We start from the raw sequence: 18052 nt of genomic DNA on the forward strand, positions 1-18052 counted from the left end.
ATTGGATAAAATGGGACTTATTTGCTGGTGTTTTTATATTCATTCGGCGTAAGGCCGGTAACTTTTTTAAAAGCTTTATAAAAAGTTGTTTTAGAAGTAAAACCAGATTCCAGGCCCATTGCGAGCAGATTATAGTTTTTGAATTCCGGATTTGAGATCATTTCCTTAACCGCTTCAACCCGGTATTGGTTAATGTAATTGGCAAAGTTGTCTCCTGTTATGGTATTTATAATTTGCGAAAGATATCCAGCACTTATACCAAGCTGTTCGGCCACTTTTTCTCTGTTTAATGTACTGTCAGTATAGATGTGCTGCTCTTTGCAAAGAAGTTCCAGTTTTTGAAAATAAAGATTATCTGCCGTTATCGATTCCCGATATTCTTCAGTGGTATTCTCTTCTATAATTTGTAAATGGGCAGACGAAACAGCCAAATCGTTGTTTAGAAAATTGAAAATAGCTTCTTTGTTTTTAGCCAGTTTGTATTTGTAAATACCAATATAAGCTGTCCAGTGTATTAAAAATGTTGCGGCTAAACCCAGAACGCTCATGATGGAAGAAACATCTGATTGGAAAAACCAGCCAACCATATAGGTAGTTAACCAAAAAACTAACAGCATATAGAGGAAAGTTAATAAAGTAAGCACCCATTTTTTCTCTTGAGGATCCTTTAAATGTCTTATCATAAAATAGGAGTAAAGAGGCAGAAACAAGACGATGGTTACAGCCAATAAAAACTGAACCATTCTAAGGATATTAATTAGGTACGTGAAAGACTCAGGAATTTTATAAACTCCTGCTTTAATGTCAAGATATACGGCAATAGTAAGAATACTGTTATAGACAAATGGAATGTAATACAAATACGTTTTTTGTCTGTTTTTTACGGTATCATCAATGCGGTTTATAATAAACTGAAATGTAAAAACAGGTAATAGAAATATCCAGTCGAAAGCATCTAAAAAACATACTAGAGGATAAGATTTAAACACATCCTGAAGTTCAAAAACATAATTTAGTAAAACGATGGAAAGTGTAAAAAGTAAGTACGCTAGATATTTATTCGATTTACTATTGAATAAAGAGGACTTTAAAATAAGGAAGCCTAAGACTATTCCCTGAAAAATAGCAATATTTAAAAGTGTCGTATAAATCAAGTTATAGTATGGGATTTGGTTTTAAAATTTGGCTGCAGGTTATTTGAAACAATTTTGTTAATAAGCATTTATTAAAACATAGTTTATTTCATACGAATTGATAAGACGAATTTATAGTAATGCAGATGACTTTCTAAATGGATTAAGAAATGATTAACTAAAATAATGAAAGAACTGCAGTTTCATAATTTGCAATTCGGGATCCTATTAATTGTCTTTTTATTTAGTTTTAATTGTATTTCCTTTAACATAAAATGAAATGAATTAAGTATAGTTTCGTCAAATAAAATGTAGGTAATAGACTAAAAATAATTTTGTACTGGAAGCATTATGGCATCAGTATATTAAAACAACAGATATATAGATTGATCTTTACAATATTTTTTAATACAGCCATTTTTCAGGGAATAGTTTTAGGAGCCATTATCTTAAAATCACCATTATTTAAGAGCAAGGCCAATAAATATCTGGCATATGCCATATTTACACTTTCTATTCTTATTGCCAATCTCATTTTTGAGATAATTGATCTTTACAGCAGCATGCCTTTCCTGCGCTTTCTTGATGATGTCGAATGGGCATTTCTTTTTCCTGTTTTAATTTTTATGTTTGTTATACATCAGGTAAATCATCCCGTCAGGAATTCCACAAAGATCCGCTGGCTGTTTGTCCCATTTTTTTATTCAGCTCTTTCAAATGTCTTTTATGATTGTGATGCTGTTGCACATATTTTTACAATTCCGGTTTTCCTTAAAACCTTTTTAGAAACTTTAGGGAATTTTGATTTTTATATTATTCTGGCATTTATGCCTTTTATGGCGGTCTGTACTTTTCGTTTCATTAAATTTTCAAAAGATAAACAGGAAAAGAAATGGATCACTTTTTTATGGTTTTTGGTTTATGTATTGATGCTGTCCTGGATAACGGCCATTTTGATAACACTATTTTTCGAATATGATGTTTCGTTTGTTATGCGGATTCTGGCGCTGTTTGCCACGTTTTTAATTCATTGCACAGCTTATTACGGTGTCTTCAGGTACAGGCTCGCCGACAATAAAGCAGGAATTGATGAACTATTGAAGAAAATGACTTTATTGGATCACGAAGCATCTATCGAAGAAGTAATCTTTAATAGAGGAAATGATGCAGCTGCTTTGGATCTTTTTACGAAAGACAATCCTTATTTTAAGAGACTGGAACTTCTTTGTAAAGAACACCAGATCTATACAGACAGTAATCTAAACAGAGAAAAAGTAGCAGAGCAGCTTGGCATAAGTCCGGGATATGTTTCGCAGCTTATTAATGCGATTACGGGAGATAACTTTGCTAATTATATAAATAACTATCGGGTTGAAGCAGTTAAGGAAATGATTCTCGATTCAGATTATGAAAACTACAGTTTGCTGGCAATAGGTTTAGAATCCGGATTTACTTCAAAGACCACATTTCACAATGCCTTCAAAAAATCGACGGGAATGACTCCAAACAGTTTTCGGAATACCAATAAATAAGTTCGGATTTAGTTATTTATTTGATAATAAATTAGTTAATTTTCAGTCTTGATTACGGAAACCGATTGTCAGAAACGAACAAAAAAATCATGAAGAAAGAATTTCCGACTATAAAAACCGAAAGACTTTTACTGCGGCAATTTGCAGATAGTGATCTTGAAAATGTTTTTAAAGGACTTTCAAATCCTGAAGTCATTAAATATTATGGAGTGAATTTTCAAACATTGGAAGCAACAAAAGAACAAATGCTTTTTTTTACTGACCTTGAAAAGGATGATACAGGAATTTGGTTTGCCATTTGCTCTGCTGATAATAAAATATTCTACGGAGCGGGCGGATTAAATAATTTAAGTAAAGAACATAAAAAAGCAGAAATCGGTTTTTGGTTAATTCCGGATTTTTGGGGACATGGAATTATGAAAGAAGCGATGCCGTTAATTTGTAATTATGGCTTTGACCATTTAGAACTTAACAGAATTGAAGGATTTGTTGAGTCGGAAAATAAGAATTGTAAAAACGCAATGGCTAAACTTGACTTTCGGTACGAAGGAACTATGAAAGACTGTGAAATTAAAAATGGCAGGTTTATAAGTCTTGCTATTTATGCTAAAGTAAAAGGTGATTTAATAAAGTCTGCGTAAGAAATAATTAAAAAGCTCCGGAGAAATCTGGAGCTTCTGTTTTAATAGAAGAACATTTGAATAAATATAACCCGTTGGATGTAATTATTTTAAACACATAGAAACATAGTATATTGAAAGTCTAAAAAAGGCGTTTCACTAATTTAAATGCACATAGTTTGGCTATGTGTGGAAACTTGTTTCTTTTTGATCTCTTTTTTCGGCACAAAAATCTATGTTTCTATTTGTTAAAGTTTATTTTTTTAATTTCACCCAACGAGTTAATATATTTTTATAAATGAGTTATTTACTGATTAATTTTTCAAGCCTTGCCATCATTTCCTCTTTCTCTTTCAGCATGCGCTCATATAAGGCAATTTTTTCGTCATGCAGTTTTAAAACCTCTTGAATAGGATTAAATACTGGATGTAAATTAATTGCTGAAGCGCCATCTTTAAAATCTGAAAAGGTATTAGAAATAATATTTACCGCCTGTTCTTCATCAAAATTCTGAAAAGCTTCAACAGGAATTTTCAATATTGAAGAGATTTGTTTAAGTATTGTATCTTCAATTACCTCTTTCTGCTCCAGCAGGGAAATTTTTTTCTGGCTCCAGTCTTCACCCAGATCATAAGCCAGTGCTTCCTGCTTGATGTTAAGCATTTCTCTAAAACGTTTTACGTTTCTTCCCTGATGAATTTTCTGTTCCATAATGAATATTATTTTCTGAAGGTTCAAAGATAAAGCTATCCCGACTAAAAAGTCTGAATTTCAAAGATAAAAAAACATCTCATACAATAGTTTTTTTGTCAGATATTATGCTCAAATTTTGTTTTTTTTCTTTTTATAATGAATTGAAGTGTATTTAGTTTTTATTGTCTAATGTAAAACGGAGTGATGATTTTGCGGGATTTTCCAAGTTCTAATGTAATGTATTGAAAGAGTAGTTAATGGTTATAAAATCAGGTAATTACACATGTTGAACTTCTTTGGTAAATCATCATGAAAAAATAATTTGTAATAAAATTATTGTTTATATATTTGATGCAAGCCACTATTTAATAGCAATAATCCGGTCCTTTAATTATGTAATCACTGTTTTTAGAGCGGCCGTAAACAAGCTGCAGGTTATGCTGAAGACAATATTGATTCAATACTATAAAAAGCTTATGAAAAAAATGGTATGCCTGTTTTTATTTCTGAACCAGACAGGTTTTTATGTTTTTGCACAGGAACAAAATAACAAGATTGACACACTGATTCAATCTTATGCTGATTTCAGCCAGTTTAGCGGCAATGTGCTTATTGCTAAAAACAATGAAGTTATTTTTGAAAAAAGTTACGGAGTGGCTGACAGAGAATTTGATATTCCAAATTCAGGACATACAAAGTTTCGTATTGCTTCATTGACTAAACAATTTACGGCAGTGTTAATTCTGCAGCTCGCAGAATCAGGAAAGCTTAATTTAAATGCACCTGTCAGCCAGTATTTACCTTATTTCAACAAAGAAACCGGAGACCGCATTACAATACATCAGTTACTATCGCATACATCAGGACTGCCCGAATATACAGAACGTGAGGATTTCTTTTCTAACATCAGTAAACATTTCTATACACATAGAGAGTTTATTGAGAAATTTTGCAGTGACAGTCTTTTATCGCCGCCCGGAACCGAATATAAATACTCAAACACTGGCTACTATATTCTGGGAGCCATTATCGAAGAAATTACTAAAAGCAGTTATGAAAAAGTGTTACAAAAAAACATTTTAGATGTTGCCAAAATGAAAAACACGGGTGTCGAAAATGATTTGGCCATTATTAAAGAAAAAGCAGAGGGATATAATTTCAATTCCGGTTTTTATCTGAATGCAGAATATATAGATATGTTATCGACTATTTTTTCGGCGGGTGCTGTTTACTCTACAACAGCTGATTTGCTCTTATGGGATAAAGCCTTATATTCAGACAAATTACTCACCAAAAAAAGCCGGGAATTAATGTTTACACCGGTTTTGTCCAACTATGGTTATGGAGTTGGAGTAACCAAATTTTTTGTTCCCGACCTAAACAAAGAAATGCACTTTATTTTTCATCAGGGGGCAATTAATGGGTTTCGTTCCATGATGACACACATTGTTAATGAAAATACCCTTATAATCCTGCTTTGTAACAACTTTGACACTGACCTGAATCCAATTAATAATGCTGTATTTTCAATTCTTCACAATCAGTCATATGTTATTCCAGGCAAATAGAAATAAGGATTTAGATGACCTCTATTTTGTATTCACCACTTTTGGAGTAATGCATGATTTTAAGAAGACTCACTAGCGATAGCGGAGAGTCTGCAATTTTCGAAGTTTGTCTTTATTTGTAAAAAATAAAGACGAAGCAAACAGCCATCTCCTTAAAAATAGTATTTTAGTCAGATAAAGTATTTAATAGTTCATCCAAAAAGTCTCGCTTTCCGAAAAGTGTATTATGAAAAGCTGTGCGAATGTCTCTGACTTCGCATCCGCAATCTGAATCAGGCTTAAGTAAATCTAACATAAAACAAAAAAGCTTCAGAGAAATCTGAAGCTTTACTTAGTAGCCCTAACGGGAGAATTTTCGAACCATTTTGCGGATGACTTAAAAAGAATAAATATTATTTTATATTAATTTCCATGTTTAAATTTGATCTTAGTCATTTATAATATTGAGTTAATGGAATCCAAGTATGTTTATTTAGTTCTTATTTTTATTCTCAGAAAATATAACTAATTAGAGTTTAAACAAGAATTAGGTTGACATAACGTTTTATAGTATTTAAATTGCGCTCATATATGTATTAAAGATGAAAAAGATTATTTACACATTATTTGCAATTTTTAGCTTATCAATGTTTGGGCAAACTGAAAACTTTAAAAAAGACTTTAGAGTAGATTTATTAACTATAGAAAAAAAAACAAAAGACACCTTAATTGGAACATTTACTGAAGTATATTCTGGAAATAAAAGAATTCAAGTGAAATGTTGTTCTGATTTTGATGGAATTGACATTTTTTATTTGAACCCTCAAGACATTGTTAATAATACTATTTATATGAAATTTTATGCCCGAAAATGCAAACCATATGAAAAGAAGTTTATAATTAAAAGTGACTTAAAAACAACAATTTATCTTAAATACGGAAAAACAGATTATAATACTAAAATAGATGATTTTCTAATGATGTTTAAAAAGTTAAATATAGAAATGGACACTTTTAAATGTGGAATAGCTGATTAACTTATAATGTTAAAATAATTCAGAAGAAATTTATAAAACTTAAAAAATATTGCCCATAATGGTTACATCTCTTAACAGCCGTTTGGCGAAATTTAGGATTTAGGCTTAATGGAAAGTTGGTTTTGTATTTGAACGATTTGGCAAATCCGAAGAATGGGGTTTAATTTAGTCTCAAATCCGCTGTAGTACCAGAACGTTATGCACAATCTCACACTAAATAGCCTTGCGGGATTCGAACCAATTTTCCTTGGAAACACTGATGATTTGTATTTTTTTGAAATTAAACAAGATTTTTCGAACCACAAAAAAGCCTGATAAATCTAGATCAATCAGGCTTTAGTTTTTTTAGTAGCGAGCACAGGACTCGAACCTGTGTCTGCCACGGCGGATAAGAGCCCGACGAGCTAAATTTTAGAAATAAGTTTTTTAATGAATTCTCTTCCTGTTCCAGTTTTTAGATATTTTTCTCTTTTCATAGCTTCAGATTTTGAATTAAAAAACTCAACATAGATTACTGTCCAAGGTCTGTATTTTGGAGTATATCCTTTTGTTTCGAGAAAATTATGAGATTTAAATCTTTCAATTAGGTTAGAGGTAAAACCGGTATAAGTTTTTTGGAACTTTTTAGAGTAGAGGACGTAAACAACAAATTCTTCCATACTACAAAATATTATAAAATAAAAAAAACACCAGCTTTTTCAAGTGGTGTTTTACTCGTAGCGGGAAGCATTCAAATATCTAACCGATTTGTAAATGATTTTAATAAAACTTTATTTGCATGAATGATGGTAAATATTCTTAAATTCGTTTAAAGAAAAGGCAATAAAGATCTGAACAGAAGTTTACGAAAGGGTTTTAATTTCGGAAAGCAACAGAAGTAAAAAAAATCTTAAATTATAAAAAATCTAAATTACGCCCCAATAAATACTATGTATGACTATCTTGAAAAAAATTGCAACATGTCTAATTGGTTTGACATGGTATATCTTGAATATAAATTGAAAAATTTGAAAAGTTCTATCAAATTCATGAAACAAAGTACTTATGAATTTAACATAGAAACACAATTATTCGAGTTAAAAGAAACTGGAGATAATTTTTCTTTTGAGTTTAATAGGGAAAAGGAAATTATAAGGGAAGTGAGAGGCCTAGACATCTATGAAATAAAATTTAAGAATTTTAAAGAAGAAAAAATATTTTCTCAGGAATATTTTTCGACTAATACAATTGAATTGTTTGAATATGATGAAGAAACGGGTTTGGCTAATAAATATATAAAAATTAAAGATGGTGTAAAGACCGAAGAGGAACTGAAAATTGATATATTAAAAAATGGTTCAATAATTCATTCAAATAAAAGTTTTGAAGTTCATTATAATATTGATGGAAATAGAAAAATTCTAGAAAAAGATAGAAATAGCGATTTAGAATTTGTTTACGATTACTCGGGTTATGGAAAAAAAGGATATTTCACTAAAACACAACGCATCAGAGATGAGATTGGTGTTGTAGAAAAATATGGTAATAAAAGTGATTTTTTGATAGAGAGGATATTGTATAGAGATAACATTATTTCGAGTAAAAAGATGTTGTTTTTTAATGAGACTGATAAACTTGTTCAACTCCTAACTTTTTTTGATGATGATTCATTCGAAAATCATTATTATTTCTATAATGACAAAGATTTATTGATTGAAGACAAAATTTCTCTTCCAAATGGATATATGGGTACACATCATTTATATGAATATGATGCACATGATAATCTTACTAAAACAACTGATAGGACATATGAATATAAATATGATGAACAGGGAAACTGGATAGAGAGAATAGAAAATTACAGAAATGAAGTATACCAAAAAACGACTAGAGAATTTACTTATTTTCCGAGGGGTCTTCATTTAGTTTAACTTCTTAATTTTTTGATAGAAAACGAAAAGAGCGATGTCTTCTAATTAAAACTAATGCTGTGCGGACGGATCTGACTTCGCCCCAAAATTTATGATACAAAAAAAGCTCCAGATTTCTCTGAAGCTTTTATCGTTGTAGCGGGAACAGGACTCGAACCTGTGTCCGCCGCGGCGGATAAGAGCCCGACGAGCTAAATTTTAGAAATAAGTCTTTTAATGAATTCTCTTCCTGTTCCAGTTTTTAGATATTTTTCTCTTTTCATAGCTTCAGATTTTGAATTAAAAAACTCAACATAGATTACTGTCCAAGGTCTGTATTTTGGAGTATATCCTTTTGTTTCGAGAAAATTATGAGATTTAAATCTTTCAATTAGGTTAGAGGTAAAACCGGTATAAGTTTTTTGGAACTTTTCAGAGTAGAGGACGTAAACAACAAATTCTTCCATACTACAAAATATTATAAAATAAAAAAAACACCAGCTTTTTCAAGTGGTGTTTTACTTAGTAGCGGGAACAGGACTCGAACCTGTGACCTTCGGGTTATGAGCCCGACGAGCTGCCTACTGCTCTATCCCGCGATGTTTCGGGTGCAAAGATAAGCACTAAATACGGTTATGCCAAAAAAATACTGAAATATTTTTCTGAGCCTTATTTTGTTTTAATTTGTTGTGGTTGAGTGTTTTGTGTTTTGTTTTGTTTGTCAGGTCAAATTTTGTACTCCAATAATTCTTTATACGGATTGTTTTTTAAACCTAATAAATGTCCAAAAGCGGGTTCGGTTTTATAACCATTTTGTTTCAGTCTGATGATTTCGAGACGAAACTTTTCTCCTTTTGATTCCAGAATCCGGTGTTCGATGATCATATGCCGATAAGCGTTCTGCTGCTGTGTGGGGATGTTCTGCCCGAAAATTTCTATTTCGAAACCGGCTGTTTTAAAACCGGCAATTACAGATTCCTGTTCATCAATAGAAACTTCTTCAATTTTAAATTCATTTTGGTTTCCAAAAAAGGCTTTTAGTTGGTTAATGAAAGCTGTTTTGTCTTTCCAATAACAGATGACATCCAGATCGCTGTTTTCGATATCAATATTGATGGGAATGGTACCCGCCAGAACAGGATCAAATTCAGACAGAAGTTCAAAGATCTTGTTTTGAACTAAAGTTTCATAAGCCCGGACTTGTTTTGGGTTCCCGTTTTTTAAATAGTTCAGATTGGTAAAATCAGTCATTTACTCCTTATAGTTTTTAGTTTCATCAATTTCCTGCTGCAGTCTTTTGTTGATGTTGATTTTGGCATTGGTAAACACAAAAATTGTGGTGCCGTATTCCCGTGCGTATTTATTGTTGATTTGTCCGGCAATAAAAGCCGATTCAAAAAACGGACTGGTTTCTTTCAGTTCGGTATCGTTTTTGTCATATTCTTTTACCCGGATGAGGTTTTTATAATACACATTCAGGTTGAACCAGTTTACATAATCGGCATTGAAAGAAACGGCTTTAATGCCTTTTTTAGTATAATAATTAATGGCTCCGGCTTGTCCGTAATTATCGCAGAGCACTAAAGTATTTTCAGATTTAGGAAACAAGGCATAAACCGAATCGGTTTTACGTGCCAGTTCACTCCAGCCCAGCATGTCGGCAAAATCCTGCGATAGATCGTGTTCTTTTCCGTCTTCCCAGCGATGGGTTTCAAGCTTTTCGGCTACCAGTTGTTCCGGACTTTTATTAGGGAAAGCCATATAATACATTGGGATAAAAAAGAGTAACGGAAGGGCTATAAATACAAGTTTTAAATATCGTTTCCATCCTCTCTGTAAAACATCAGACAGAAAAACAGCGCCAAAAGCAATGTAAATTGGATAAAGGCCAATAGCATAATACGCTTTGGCTTTGAAATATAAGAAGACAATCAGCGTAAAAACGATAGAAGTAAAAAAGAACCTGAATTTTTCAAAAGGTTTGTAAAACAACAAGGCGTAAAAAGAAGAAAGAATAACCAAAAAAGCGCCTATGAAAAACAAAATCTGTTCTTTTAGGAAATCAGCACGATTTACATTTACGAGCTGTGTTTCTGCCAGTTCTTTCATATGATGAACAATCGGGAACTGATTGTTATACTGCCACAAGAGGTTGGGGAAAATCAATAGTAATCCTGACAAGAGGGCAAAGTATAGTCTTTTCTCAGCGAATATTTTTCTTTGTTCAGAAAGCAATAAAGCGGGAGTGAGGCCGATTAAAAGGAAAAGAATATTGTATTTGTTTAAAAAACCAAAGGCAAAGATAACGGAAGCGATAAAAAGCCATTTTGGTTTTTGGCTTAAAACGTACTGAATAAGTACGTAATAAAAAGCGGTCCAGCTCAAAACATCAAAAGAATTGGGCTGATATAACATATTGATTCTTAGTAATGCCGAAAACAATACACAGAGTGCTCCCAAAATCAGTGCATACAGATTTCCCTTTAAAAGTTCGATGGTTTTCCAGACGATTAAAAGTGTGAGAGCGCCAAAAAGGGCAGGAAAGAACTTCACCCAGAAAACCGTATTGCCCAGTAGTAAAATAATAGAAGAAAACCAGGAAGTAACCGGAGGAACCGACAGATAACCCCAGGCAGGGTGATGCGCCTGATCGAGATGCAGGTATTCATCACGCTGTAAATCATATTCGGGACTTATAAGAACGTACTGCAGTATAAATTTCAGGAGGATAAACCCAATCAGGATCAGTGTTTTTTTGGTCATGAGTTTTTGGTTTTACAGATAAACAGTTTGGTATCGGCTTTATAAAGCTGTAACGAATATAGGGTTTATTTTGATTATTGGCGTAAAATAAAAAAGCTCCGGAAAAATCCAGAGCCTTAATTTGTTTTTATTCTTCGATGGTTTCAAATTCCATATGGTCTATAATTTCTTCATCGGCTTTTACCGGTTTTGAAGCTTTCAGGGCATTAAATTTTTCCAGTCTTTCGGTTTCTTCCTCGTCACCGCTGAAATAAGGGAAAACGTCCATGATAGGCGATTCAGAAATAGCCGGAATTGAATATTCGCCCATAGTGTTTTTCATAACATGCAGGGTATTATCAAAAGCTTCTCTTACATCGTTTGCCTGAACAAGCATGTACATATTCGATTTTCTCTCTTTTCCGCTTTCTTCATCATAAGCAATTAAAGAAACTTTGGATTTAAACCAGCGGTCGGCATTTTCAAAAGGATGAATCTCGGCATAATTAGCGACTTTTATATTGGTGATTTTAAATTCTTCACTAATATAGGCTGCCATCTCTTCATTAATTCTTTTTTCGGCTTCTGTATAAGATATTGCGTCTACCAAATAAGGTTCTGTTAAAACTTTTTGGCCTCCGGTTTCATCAGTTTTTCTATACTTTACTTTGCATTCGTACCAAATTGCACTCATTTTTCTAATTTTTTAAAGGATGTCAAAGATAGATTTTGCGGTTAAATTATACCCGTAATTTTTGAAATAAATATTCACAATTTAAAACCAAATTCAATAAACAACTGACTGCTTTATGGTTATGAAATAATTCCTTTAATTTTAAATATAACTCCAAAAATATCTAACTTTTTATTAACTGTTAAACAAAAATGAGTTGGTACTCTGAATAGTTTCTTTAAAATGGGAAACAACAATTTATTGAGATTATATAAAAGTGTGTATACCGCCAAGAAATAAGAGAATTAAATAACATTAGAAAAAAAATCAAAGTGTTAATAAAAATGAAAAACTTAAAATGATTTTTGTAGGAAAATAAAAATTAAAAAATAATCTTTGTTTATCTTATAACAGAATGTTAAAATTATAAACAGGATTTTTAATTATCAGCCATTATTATGCAATTAACCCCCACTTTCGATTCACTCTTTCCGACCAGCTTAGAAGGTCAAAATTCTTCACAAGAGATTAAGAACACTCATTATTAGTGCACTCAAAGCATAGAAGGAAAATAATAACATATTTTTTCCAACGCACTAATTTCTACTTAAAAAATAACTAAACCTAATTGTTTTTTATCCAAAAACATTCATTACTACTATGAAGAAAACTCTATCTTTTTTTTTCTTATTTGTTTTAACAATAAGCTATAGTCAGGAGCAGCCCACAATTACACCTTTAAACCCCAATCAGGCTGAAATAAGTAAATACGCATCAATGCCTACTGGTACATTTACCGGTATTCCTCAAATAAGTATTCCGTTGTACAATATTGAAACAACTGAGTTAAACCTGCCTCTGGTATTAAGCTATCATGCAGGTGGAAACAAGGTAGACGCCCTCGCATCTGATGTTGGTTTGGGCTGGTCTTTACAAACTATTCCTTCCATTACCCGAAGTATTAATGGTATTGAAGACGAACATGCACAGGGATTTTTCAACAATTGGAATTACGCATGGGGTGCGGGTGAAACATTTTTAGATTATTATCAAACTAATTTTGATTCTTATCCAGCAAAAATGTTTAGAGCATTTGCATACAACAATCCATATACTACCGATTTAGGCCCAGACGTTTTCTATTACAGCCTGCCTGGTGAAAGCGGCAGATTCATGTATGATCGATCGTCGAATCAATTTATAACTTTTCCCAAATCCAATGTTAAGATAATTAAAATACAGAATGGTTTTAGCAGTGAATCCCTCAGTTTTAAAATAATAGCAACTGATGGGACCATTTTTATTTTTGATGTCCATGAAAAGGGATTGGAAATATTTAACCAAAATGCCAGCAGGGAAATCACCACATCCTGGAAGCCTTCAGTGATGATGTCGGCAAATCAAAAAGAGTCGATAACTTTTGAATACAATGATGAAAATTATGATAATCCTGTTGTTGTTCCTGAAACGAGAACGTTTAGTAATGTGTCTAATTCAGGATCAGGAACTTCTTACCAAGAAACTCCGAGTTCTTCACCTTGGAAGCAGTTTGTAAAACATAACTTAAAAGTAATTTCTAAAATTAATTTTAAAAATGGGTATGTTTTATTTAACAAAAATTCAAACGTGAGAGAAGATTTATCTGTTAAAGGCCTTAATAATATAACTTTAAATCCTGTAGGCTACAGTTTAAATAATCTGAAAATATTTAATAAGAATGACCTTCTGATAAAACAGTTTGATTTTAAATATAAGTACATTTCCAATTCATCGGGTACGGCGGCTAAACCAGAGGAAAAATGGATGTTGTTGACTTCTGTTGAGGAAAAACCAAACACCCAGAACGGTAAGGCCCTGGTCCACTATTTTTCTTATAATGAGAATAATATTCCTTCTTCCAGAATGAGTTACGGAAAGGATTATTGGGGCTTGTACAATGGAGCGGAAAACAACGAAAGACTTGTTTCCGCAGGTGTTTTTACAGGAGGTAATTATGATGGAGCCAACAGGGATGTTAATCCATATCTTTCTACATTCGCTATTTTGAAAGAGATCAGGTATCCGACCGGCGGGAGCACCGAATATGATTTTGAAAATAATATGATCGATTTTGACAGCAGTTATCTTCCTTCAACATTTAGCAAGGATGAAAACAGTAATGCATGCGTCGGGGGGTTAAGGATAAAAGAGGTCAGGAATTACAGTGATGCCGTTTCCTTACCCATTACAAGGTTAAAATATAAATACACAAAGAGTTATGCTTCTAAAAAATCTTCAGGATTATTATTTAACGATAACTTTTTTCCTGAAATACCAGAAAGTGTAGAAAATTTAGTTGCGACTTTAAAGTGGCATGGATATGATTTTTTTCTTCAAAATGCCCCAGCTCCATATGTTTATCTTGATGTGGTTATTAAATCTAATCCAACGGTGCAAGGTGTTGATTTTAGCCAAACTAATGCTATTGGTTATGAAAATGTAATTGTAGAAAGGGATAGTCTTGGAGTTACTTCAGGATATACGGAGTACAAATACTCAGTCACTCAGAATGTATATTCACAGCAACATCATCAGTCAGGTAATACTTTGAAAATGGTTGCGTTTAATCAAGGAGAAGCTGATTGGGGGAACCTATTACAGACAAAAATTTACAGGAAAAAGGCCAATGATCATGTTTTAGTTCAGAAAAAAAATAATCTGTACGATGATGGCTCTGGTTTGGGTGGAGTTTTATTTACAGAATTTAGAAAAAAAATAGTCAATAAATTGACCTTTTTAAATGAAAATTTTGATCCAGTTCCAGCAGATGTAATTTATAATCGCGTTAATGGTTATTATTATTCTGCATATGGAAATTTCGACGATATTGCAAATGATAGAATATATACCAAAGATGAATATACGGTTTATGCTGTAAATACATTTAAAAAGAATTTATCAAGCGAGGAAACCGTAGATTTTTTCAATAATGATTCTATATCAGTAAAGACTAATTATTTTTATAATAATTACAATCAATTAATAAGAAAGAAAAGTAAAAACAGTTCAGGAAAACTGCAGTCGGTTGTTACAAAACATCCGCTGGATATCGATATTAATGCTGCATCGCAGGCTGAACTGGCTCTAATAGACAGAAATGTGATTGATATTCCTATTGAAAGTGCTTCCTATATAGAAAGAAATCCAAACCAGGAAGAGAGACTTTTGCTGTTGAAAACGCAATATAATGTATGGCCTCAAAATCTAGTTCTGCCCAGCGCAGAGCAGAGCTCGAAAGGAACTGATAATTTAGAGAACAGAATTGTTTATAATAATTATGACAGTTATGGCAATGTAGAGGAAGTGTCAAAAGAAAACGGCACACATGTTATTTATCTATGGGGATATAATAAACAGTATCCTATAGCAAAGATTGAAAATGCAGTACGTTCGGCTGTTTTGGCAAATTTATCGGGTCACAATACTTTGGAAGGATATACCGAAAATGATATTGCACAGATTGAAAATTTACGATCATTACTTCCTAATGTGATGATTACTACATATACGTATAAGCCTTTGGTGGGAGTAATTTCAGTTACAGATCCTAAAGGATACAAAGTCAGTTATGAATATGATGATTTCAATCGTTTAAAGACTACAAGGGATAAGGATAATAATATACTTTCCAATACTGAATACAACTATAAGGACATATTACCTCCGCTGGAAATTAAGATCAGCAGTTCTCAAAGCAAAGCTATTGTTGGAGATATGCTGACATTTACTGCAGTTCCGGCTTCAGGATCAGGAAATTATTCATTTAAATGGACAGTAAGTAATAAAAATTTAAATCAAGTGTTTACTACAGCCACAGGATTTTTAAATATTACATCAACTGTGGCTCACGAACCAGGTTTTGTCGTTACTTGTGAAGTAAAAGATATTAACACACAGGACTTCGCCGTTTCTTATCCTGTAAAAGTTGAATTGTTTAAAGGGATGGAAGTGCCAGATATTTTTCAGGAACAAAAAGGAAGAATTTTTAATTTAGGAGAACAGGTTGTGCTTCGAATAAACAGTAATAATATAGTAAATGGTTCCGGGCAGTATGAATATACTTGGGAAAAACAGGTGCAAAATTATAGTATTAATACCTCAACTGCTAGTGCTGTGGCTTATGTCATAGATCAGTACTGTTGTCCTTATTTCAGAGTTGTTTGTAAGGTTAAAGATTTAGTTACGGGGCAAGAGGTGATAAAAGCAATAAACGTCACCGATATCCAATGTCCTTAATAGAATCAATTATTAAATGTTTAAACGAAGAATTCAAGAATAATAAAAGATAAGCGCATAAATTTATTATGAGAAAAATAATTTATCTATTTTTAGTTTTACTGCCTTTTATGGCAATAAGCCAGACCCAGACCGAAAACTATATCAAAACCGTTACCTATAAAATTCCTGTTAGTGTTAAAATAACAGCACCTACAATTTCTCAGGCTGCCCAGACCGTGACTTATTTTGACGGACTGGGAAGACCCGTTCAGAAAATAGACTACCAGCAGTCTAAATCCGGAAAAGATATCATTACCCATATCGAATATGACAGTTTTGGACGTCAGGCAGAAGAATACCTGCCTTTTAAGGCCGAGACCACTACCATGGCTTTTGATGCCGCTGCCAAAACCAAAGTAATGTCCTATTACGGAAGTCCGAATGCTGCTGTAAACGGCAATCCGGCCCTGGAAGCTACAACATATCCTTTCAGCCGAAAAGAATTTGAAGCCTCTCCCCTGAACCGTGTCCTGAAACAGGCCGCACCCGGAAATGACTGGTATTCCGGATCGGGACATGAGATCAAAATGGAGTATCAGACCAATGCAGCCGGCGAGGTAAACCTCTATAAAGCCCAAACCACCTGGAGTACCGCTTTAGGCCTGTATGAAATTGCTTTGCTAAAATCGGGCAGTTACGCTGCAGGCGAACTTTATAAAACCGTTACTTATGATGAAAACACAGCCGCTGCCCCAATTGAAAAAAACGGGTCTGTTGTTGAGTTTAAAGATAAAGAAGGACGCGTGGTGCTTAAAAGAACTTACGGCACTGTAGAGAACGGCACTGTTAACGAAAAACACGATACTTATTATGTTTATGATATTTACGGCAACCTGACTTATGTAATCCCGCCTAAGGCGGTGGACCTTATTGGAAACACCAGCCCTCAGGCCGATGTAACCTCGACAGCTGTTACTGCTTCAGGGGCAGCCCTGCATTTAACGGCTTCCAGCTCCATCAGGCTGCTGCCGGGCTTTCATGCAAAAGCAGGAAGTACTTTTTCGGCTGTAATCGATAATGCGAACCAGACTGCTCTGGAGCAGTTGTGCTATCAGTACAAATACGACTACCGCAACCGTCTGGTGGAGAAAAAGCTGCCGGGAAAACAATGGGAGTTTATCGTATATGATAAACTCGACAGAGTTGTTGCCTCAGGTCCTGCCAATTCTCCTTTTTCAGATCTGACCTCTGCCGGATGGCTGATAACGAAATACGATGCTTTTAACCGTGCAGTCCTAACAGGCTGGAAACCTGCTTCAGGAATAACTTCCGCAGCCAGAAAAACACTGCAGGATGCGGTGTCACTTTTAACTTCTAATAACGAAACCAAAATAGCCGATGCGGTCAATACAACGGTAAACGGGGTAAGTTTCAGATATAACAATGCCGCATGGCCAACAACGGATTATCATGTACTGACAGTAAATTATTTTGACGATTATAATTTCCCTGATGCGCCCGCTATTCCGGCTGCCGTACAGACACAGACGGTATATTACGATACTTCCAGAAAACCAAAAGGACTGCCAACAGGATCCTGGACACGGGTACCAGAAAGCAGCACCTTATACAAAAATGAATTGTCTTATACCTTTTATGATGCCAAAGCAAGGCCGATACGCAGCAGGGTGCAGAACCATTTAGGAGGGTATACTACCACAGACAATCTGTATGATTTCAGGGGTACGGTGCTTCGAACCAATACTTATCACAGAAGGCAGATGAGCGATCCGGAGCTTCAGACTGTAGATACTTTTACCTATACTGACCAGGACCGTTTACTGACCCATACCCACCAGATTAACGGAGGAACTGTGGAACTGATGGCCGAGAATACCTATGATGAACTGGGACAGCTTATTTCTA

General features: G+C 33.8%; 14 protein-coding genes and 1 tRNA gene. 7 read left to right on the plus strand and 8 right to left on the minus strand.

Annotated elements, in window-relative coordinates; genetic code table 11:
• Positions 1–17: 17 nt before the first annotated feature.
• Positions 18–1154, minus strand: coding sequence for a helix-turn-helix domain-containing protein (locus tag ACODST_RS23330; RefSeq protein WP_488934498.1), 1137 nt, complete (start codon positions 1152–1154; stop codon positions 18–20).
• Positions 1155–1519: 365 nt separating this feature from the next.
• Between ACODST_RS23330 and ACODST_RS23335 the strand changes: the two genes are divergently transcribed.
• Together ACODST_RS23335 and ACODST_RS23340 are read left to right on the plus strand one after the other, a co-directional pair.
• Complete coding sequence (locus ACODST_RS23335) at positions 1520–2665, plus strand: helix-turn-helix domain-containing protein (RefSeq protein ID WP_488934499.1); 1146 nt, start codon at positions 1520–1522, stop codon at positions 2663–2665.
• A gap of 89 nt (positions 2666–2754) precedes the next feature.
• Entirely contained in the window at positions 2755–3306 is a 552-nt protein-coding gene (locus ACODST_RS23340) for a GNAT family N-acetyltransferase (protein ID WP_488934500.1), read from the plus strand.
• Positions 3307–3588: 282 nt separating this feature from the next.
• Here ACODST_RS23340 and ACODST_RS23345 read toward each other — a convergent pair whose 3' ends face one another.
• The gene (locus ACODST_RS23345) at positions 3589–3996 is read right to left on the minus strand and encodes an XRE family transcriptional regulator (protein ID WP_488934501.1); all 408 of its coding nucleotides are present in this window, start codon (positions 3994–3996) and stop codon (positions 3589–3591) included.
• A gap of 458 nt (positions 3997–4454) precedes the next feature.
• Here ACODST_RS23345 and ACODST_RS23350 point away from each other — a divergent pair, with 458 nt between their 5' ends.
• On the plus strand, positions 4455–5546 hold the full coding sequence (locus ACODST_RS23350; RefSeq protein WP_488934502.1) for a serine hydrolase domain-containing protein: 1092 nt from the start codon (positions 4455–4457) through the stop codon (positions 5544–5546).
• 581 nt (positions 5547–6127) lie between these two features.
• Complete coding sequence (locus tag ACODST_RS23355) at positions 6128–6562, plus strand: hypothetical protein (RefSeq protein ID WP_488934503.1); 435 nt, start codon at positions 6128–6130, stop codon at positions 6560–6562.
• 404 nt (positions 6563–6966) lie between these two features.
• On the opposite strand, the gene ACODST_RS23360 is transcribed toward ACODST_RS23355, so the two are convergent.
• Positions 6967–7221 carry a GIY-YIG nuclease family protein gene (locus ACODST_RS23360; RefSeq protein WP_488934504.1) on the minus strand — a complete coding sequence of 85 codons (255 nt, stop codon included), beginning with the start codon at positions 7219–7221 and terminating at the stop codon, positions 6967–6969.
• A 369-nt stretch (positions 7222–7590) separates the two neighbouring features.
• Here ACODST_RS23360 and ACODST_RS23365 point away from each other — a divergent pair, with 369 nt between their 5' ends.
• Complete coding sequence (locus tag ACODST_RS23365) at positions 7591–8475, plus strand: hypothetical protein (RefSeq protein WP_488934505.1); 885 nt, start codon at positions 7591–7593, stop codon at positions 8473–8475.
• 191 nt (positions 8476–8666) lie between these two features.
• Here the strand turns inward: ACODST_RS23365 and ACODST_RS23370 are convergent, their stop codons facing one another.
• From ACODST_RS23370 to ACODST_RS23390, 5 genes are all read right to left on the minus strand, one after another.
• Positions 8667–8921: a GIY-YIG nuclease family protein gene (locus ACODST_RS23370; protein ID WP_488934506.1), complete on the minus strand. Its 255-nt coding sequence runs from the start codon at positions 8919–8921 to the stop codon at positions 8667–8669.
• Positions 8922–8980: 59 nt separating this feature from the next.
• Positions 8981–9053, minus strand: a tRNA-Met gene (locus ACODST_RS23375).
• 127 nt (positions 9054–9180) lie between these two features.
• The gene (locus ACODST_RS23380; RefSeq protein WP_488934507.1) at positions 9181–9705 is read right to left on the minus strand and encodes a DUF4269 domain-containing protein; all 525 of its coding nucleotides are present in this window, start codon (positions 9703–9705) and stop codon (positions 9181–9183) included.
• On the minus strand, positions 9706–11217 hold the full coding sequence (locus ACODST_RS23385) for a glycosyltransferase family 39 protein (RefSeq protein ID WP_488934508.1): 1512 nt from the start codon (positions 11215–11217) through the stop codon (positions 9706–9708).
• A gap of 127 nt (positions 11218–11344) precedes the next feature.
• Positions 11345–11890, minus strand: a complete 546-nt coding sequence (locus ACODST_RS23390; protein ID WP_488934509.1) for a DUF4494 domain-containing protein — start codon at positions 11888–11890, stop codon at positions 11345–11347.
• A 639-nt stretch (positions 11891–12529) separates the two neighbouring features.
• On the opposite strand from ACODST_RS23390, the gene ACODST_RS23395 reads away from it, so the two are divergent.
• Both ACODST_RS23395 and ACODST_RS23400 read left to right on the plus strand, forming a co-directional pair.
• Positions 12530–16144: an RHS repeat domain-containing protein gene (locus ACODST_RS23395; RefSeq protein WP_488934510.1), complete on the plus strand. Its 3615-nt coding sequence runs from the start codon at positions 12530–12532 to the stop codon at positions 16142–16144.
• A 68-nt stretch (positions 16145–16212) separates the two neighbouring features.
• Positions 16213–18052: DUF6443 domain-containing protein (locus tag ACODST_RS23400; RefSeq protein WP_488934511.1), on the plus strand; the 1840-nt coding region annotated here is incomplete at its 3' end.

Source organism: Flavobacterium sp. FG19 (genome assembly GCF_057809475.1).

Coding starts and splice junctions, on each gene's coding strand:
- ACODST_RS23365 (WP_488934505.1), top strand. CDS start 7,591: ATGAAACAAAGTACTTATGAATTTAACATAGAAACACAATTATTCGAG.
- ACODST_RS23355 (WP_488934503.1), top strand. CDS start 6,128: ATGAAAAAGATTATTTACACATTATTTGCAATTTTTAGCTTATCAATG.
- ACODST_RS23340 (WP_488934500.1), top strand. CDS start 2,755: ATGAAGAAAGAATTTCCGACTATAAAAACCGAAAGACTTTTACTGCGG.
- ACODST_RS23345 (WP_488934501.1), bottom strand. CDS start 3,996: ATGGAACAGAAAATTCATCAGGGAAGAAACGTAAAACGTTTTAGAGAA.
- ACODST_RS23390 (WP_488934509.1), bottom strand. CDS start 11,890: ATGAGTGCAATTTGGTACGAATGCAAAGTAAAGTATAGAAAAACTGAT.
- ACODST_RS23385 (WP_488934508.1), bottom strand. CDS start 11,217: ATGACCAAAAAAACACTGATCCTGATTGGGTTTATCCTCCTGAAATTT.
- ACODST_RS23370 (WP_488934506.1), bottom strand. CDS start 8,921: ATGGAAGAATTTGTTGTTTACGTCCTCTACTCTGAAAAGTTCCAAAAA.
- ACODST_RS23350 (WP_488934502.1), top strand. CDS start 4,455: ATGAAAAAAATGGTATGCCTGTTTTTATTTCTGAACCAGACAGGTTTT.
- ACODST_RS23395 (WP_488934510.1), top strand. CDS start 12,530: ATGAAGAAAACTCTATCTTTTTTTTTCTTATTTGTTTTAACAATAAGC.
- ACODST_RS23360 (WP_488934504.1), bottom strand. CDS start 7,221: ATGGAAGAATTTGTTGTTTACGTCCTCTACTCTAAAAAGTTCCAAAAA.
- ACODST_RS23380 (WP_488934507.1), bottom strand. CDS start 9,705: ATGACTGATTTTACCAATCTGAACTATTTAAAAAACGGGAACCCAAAA.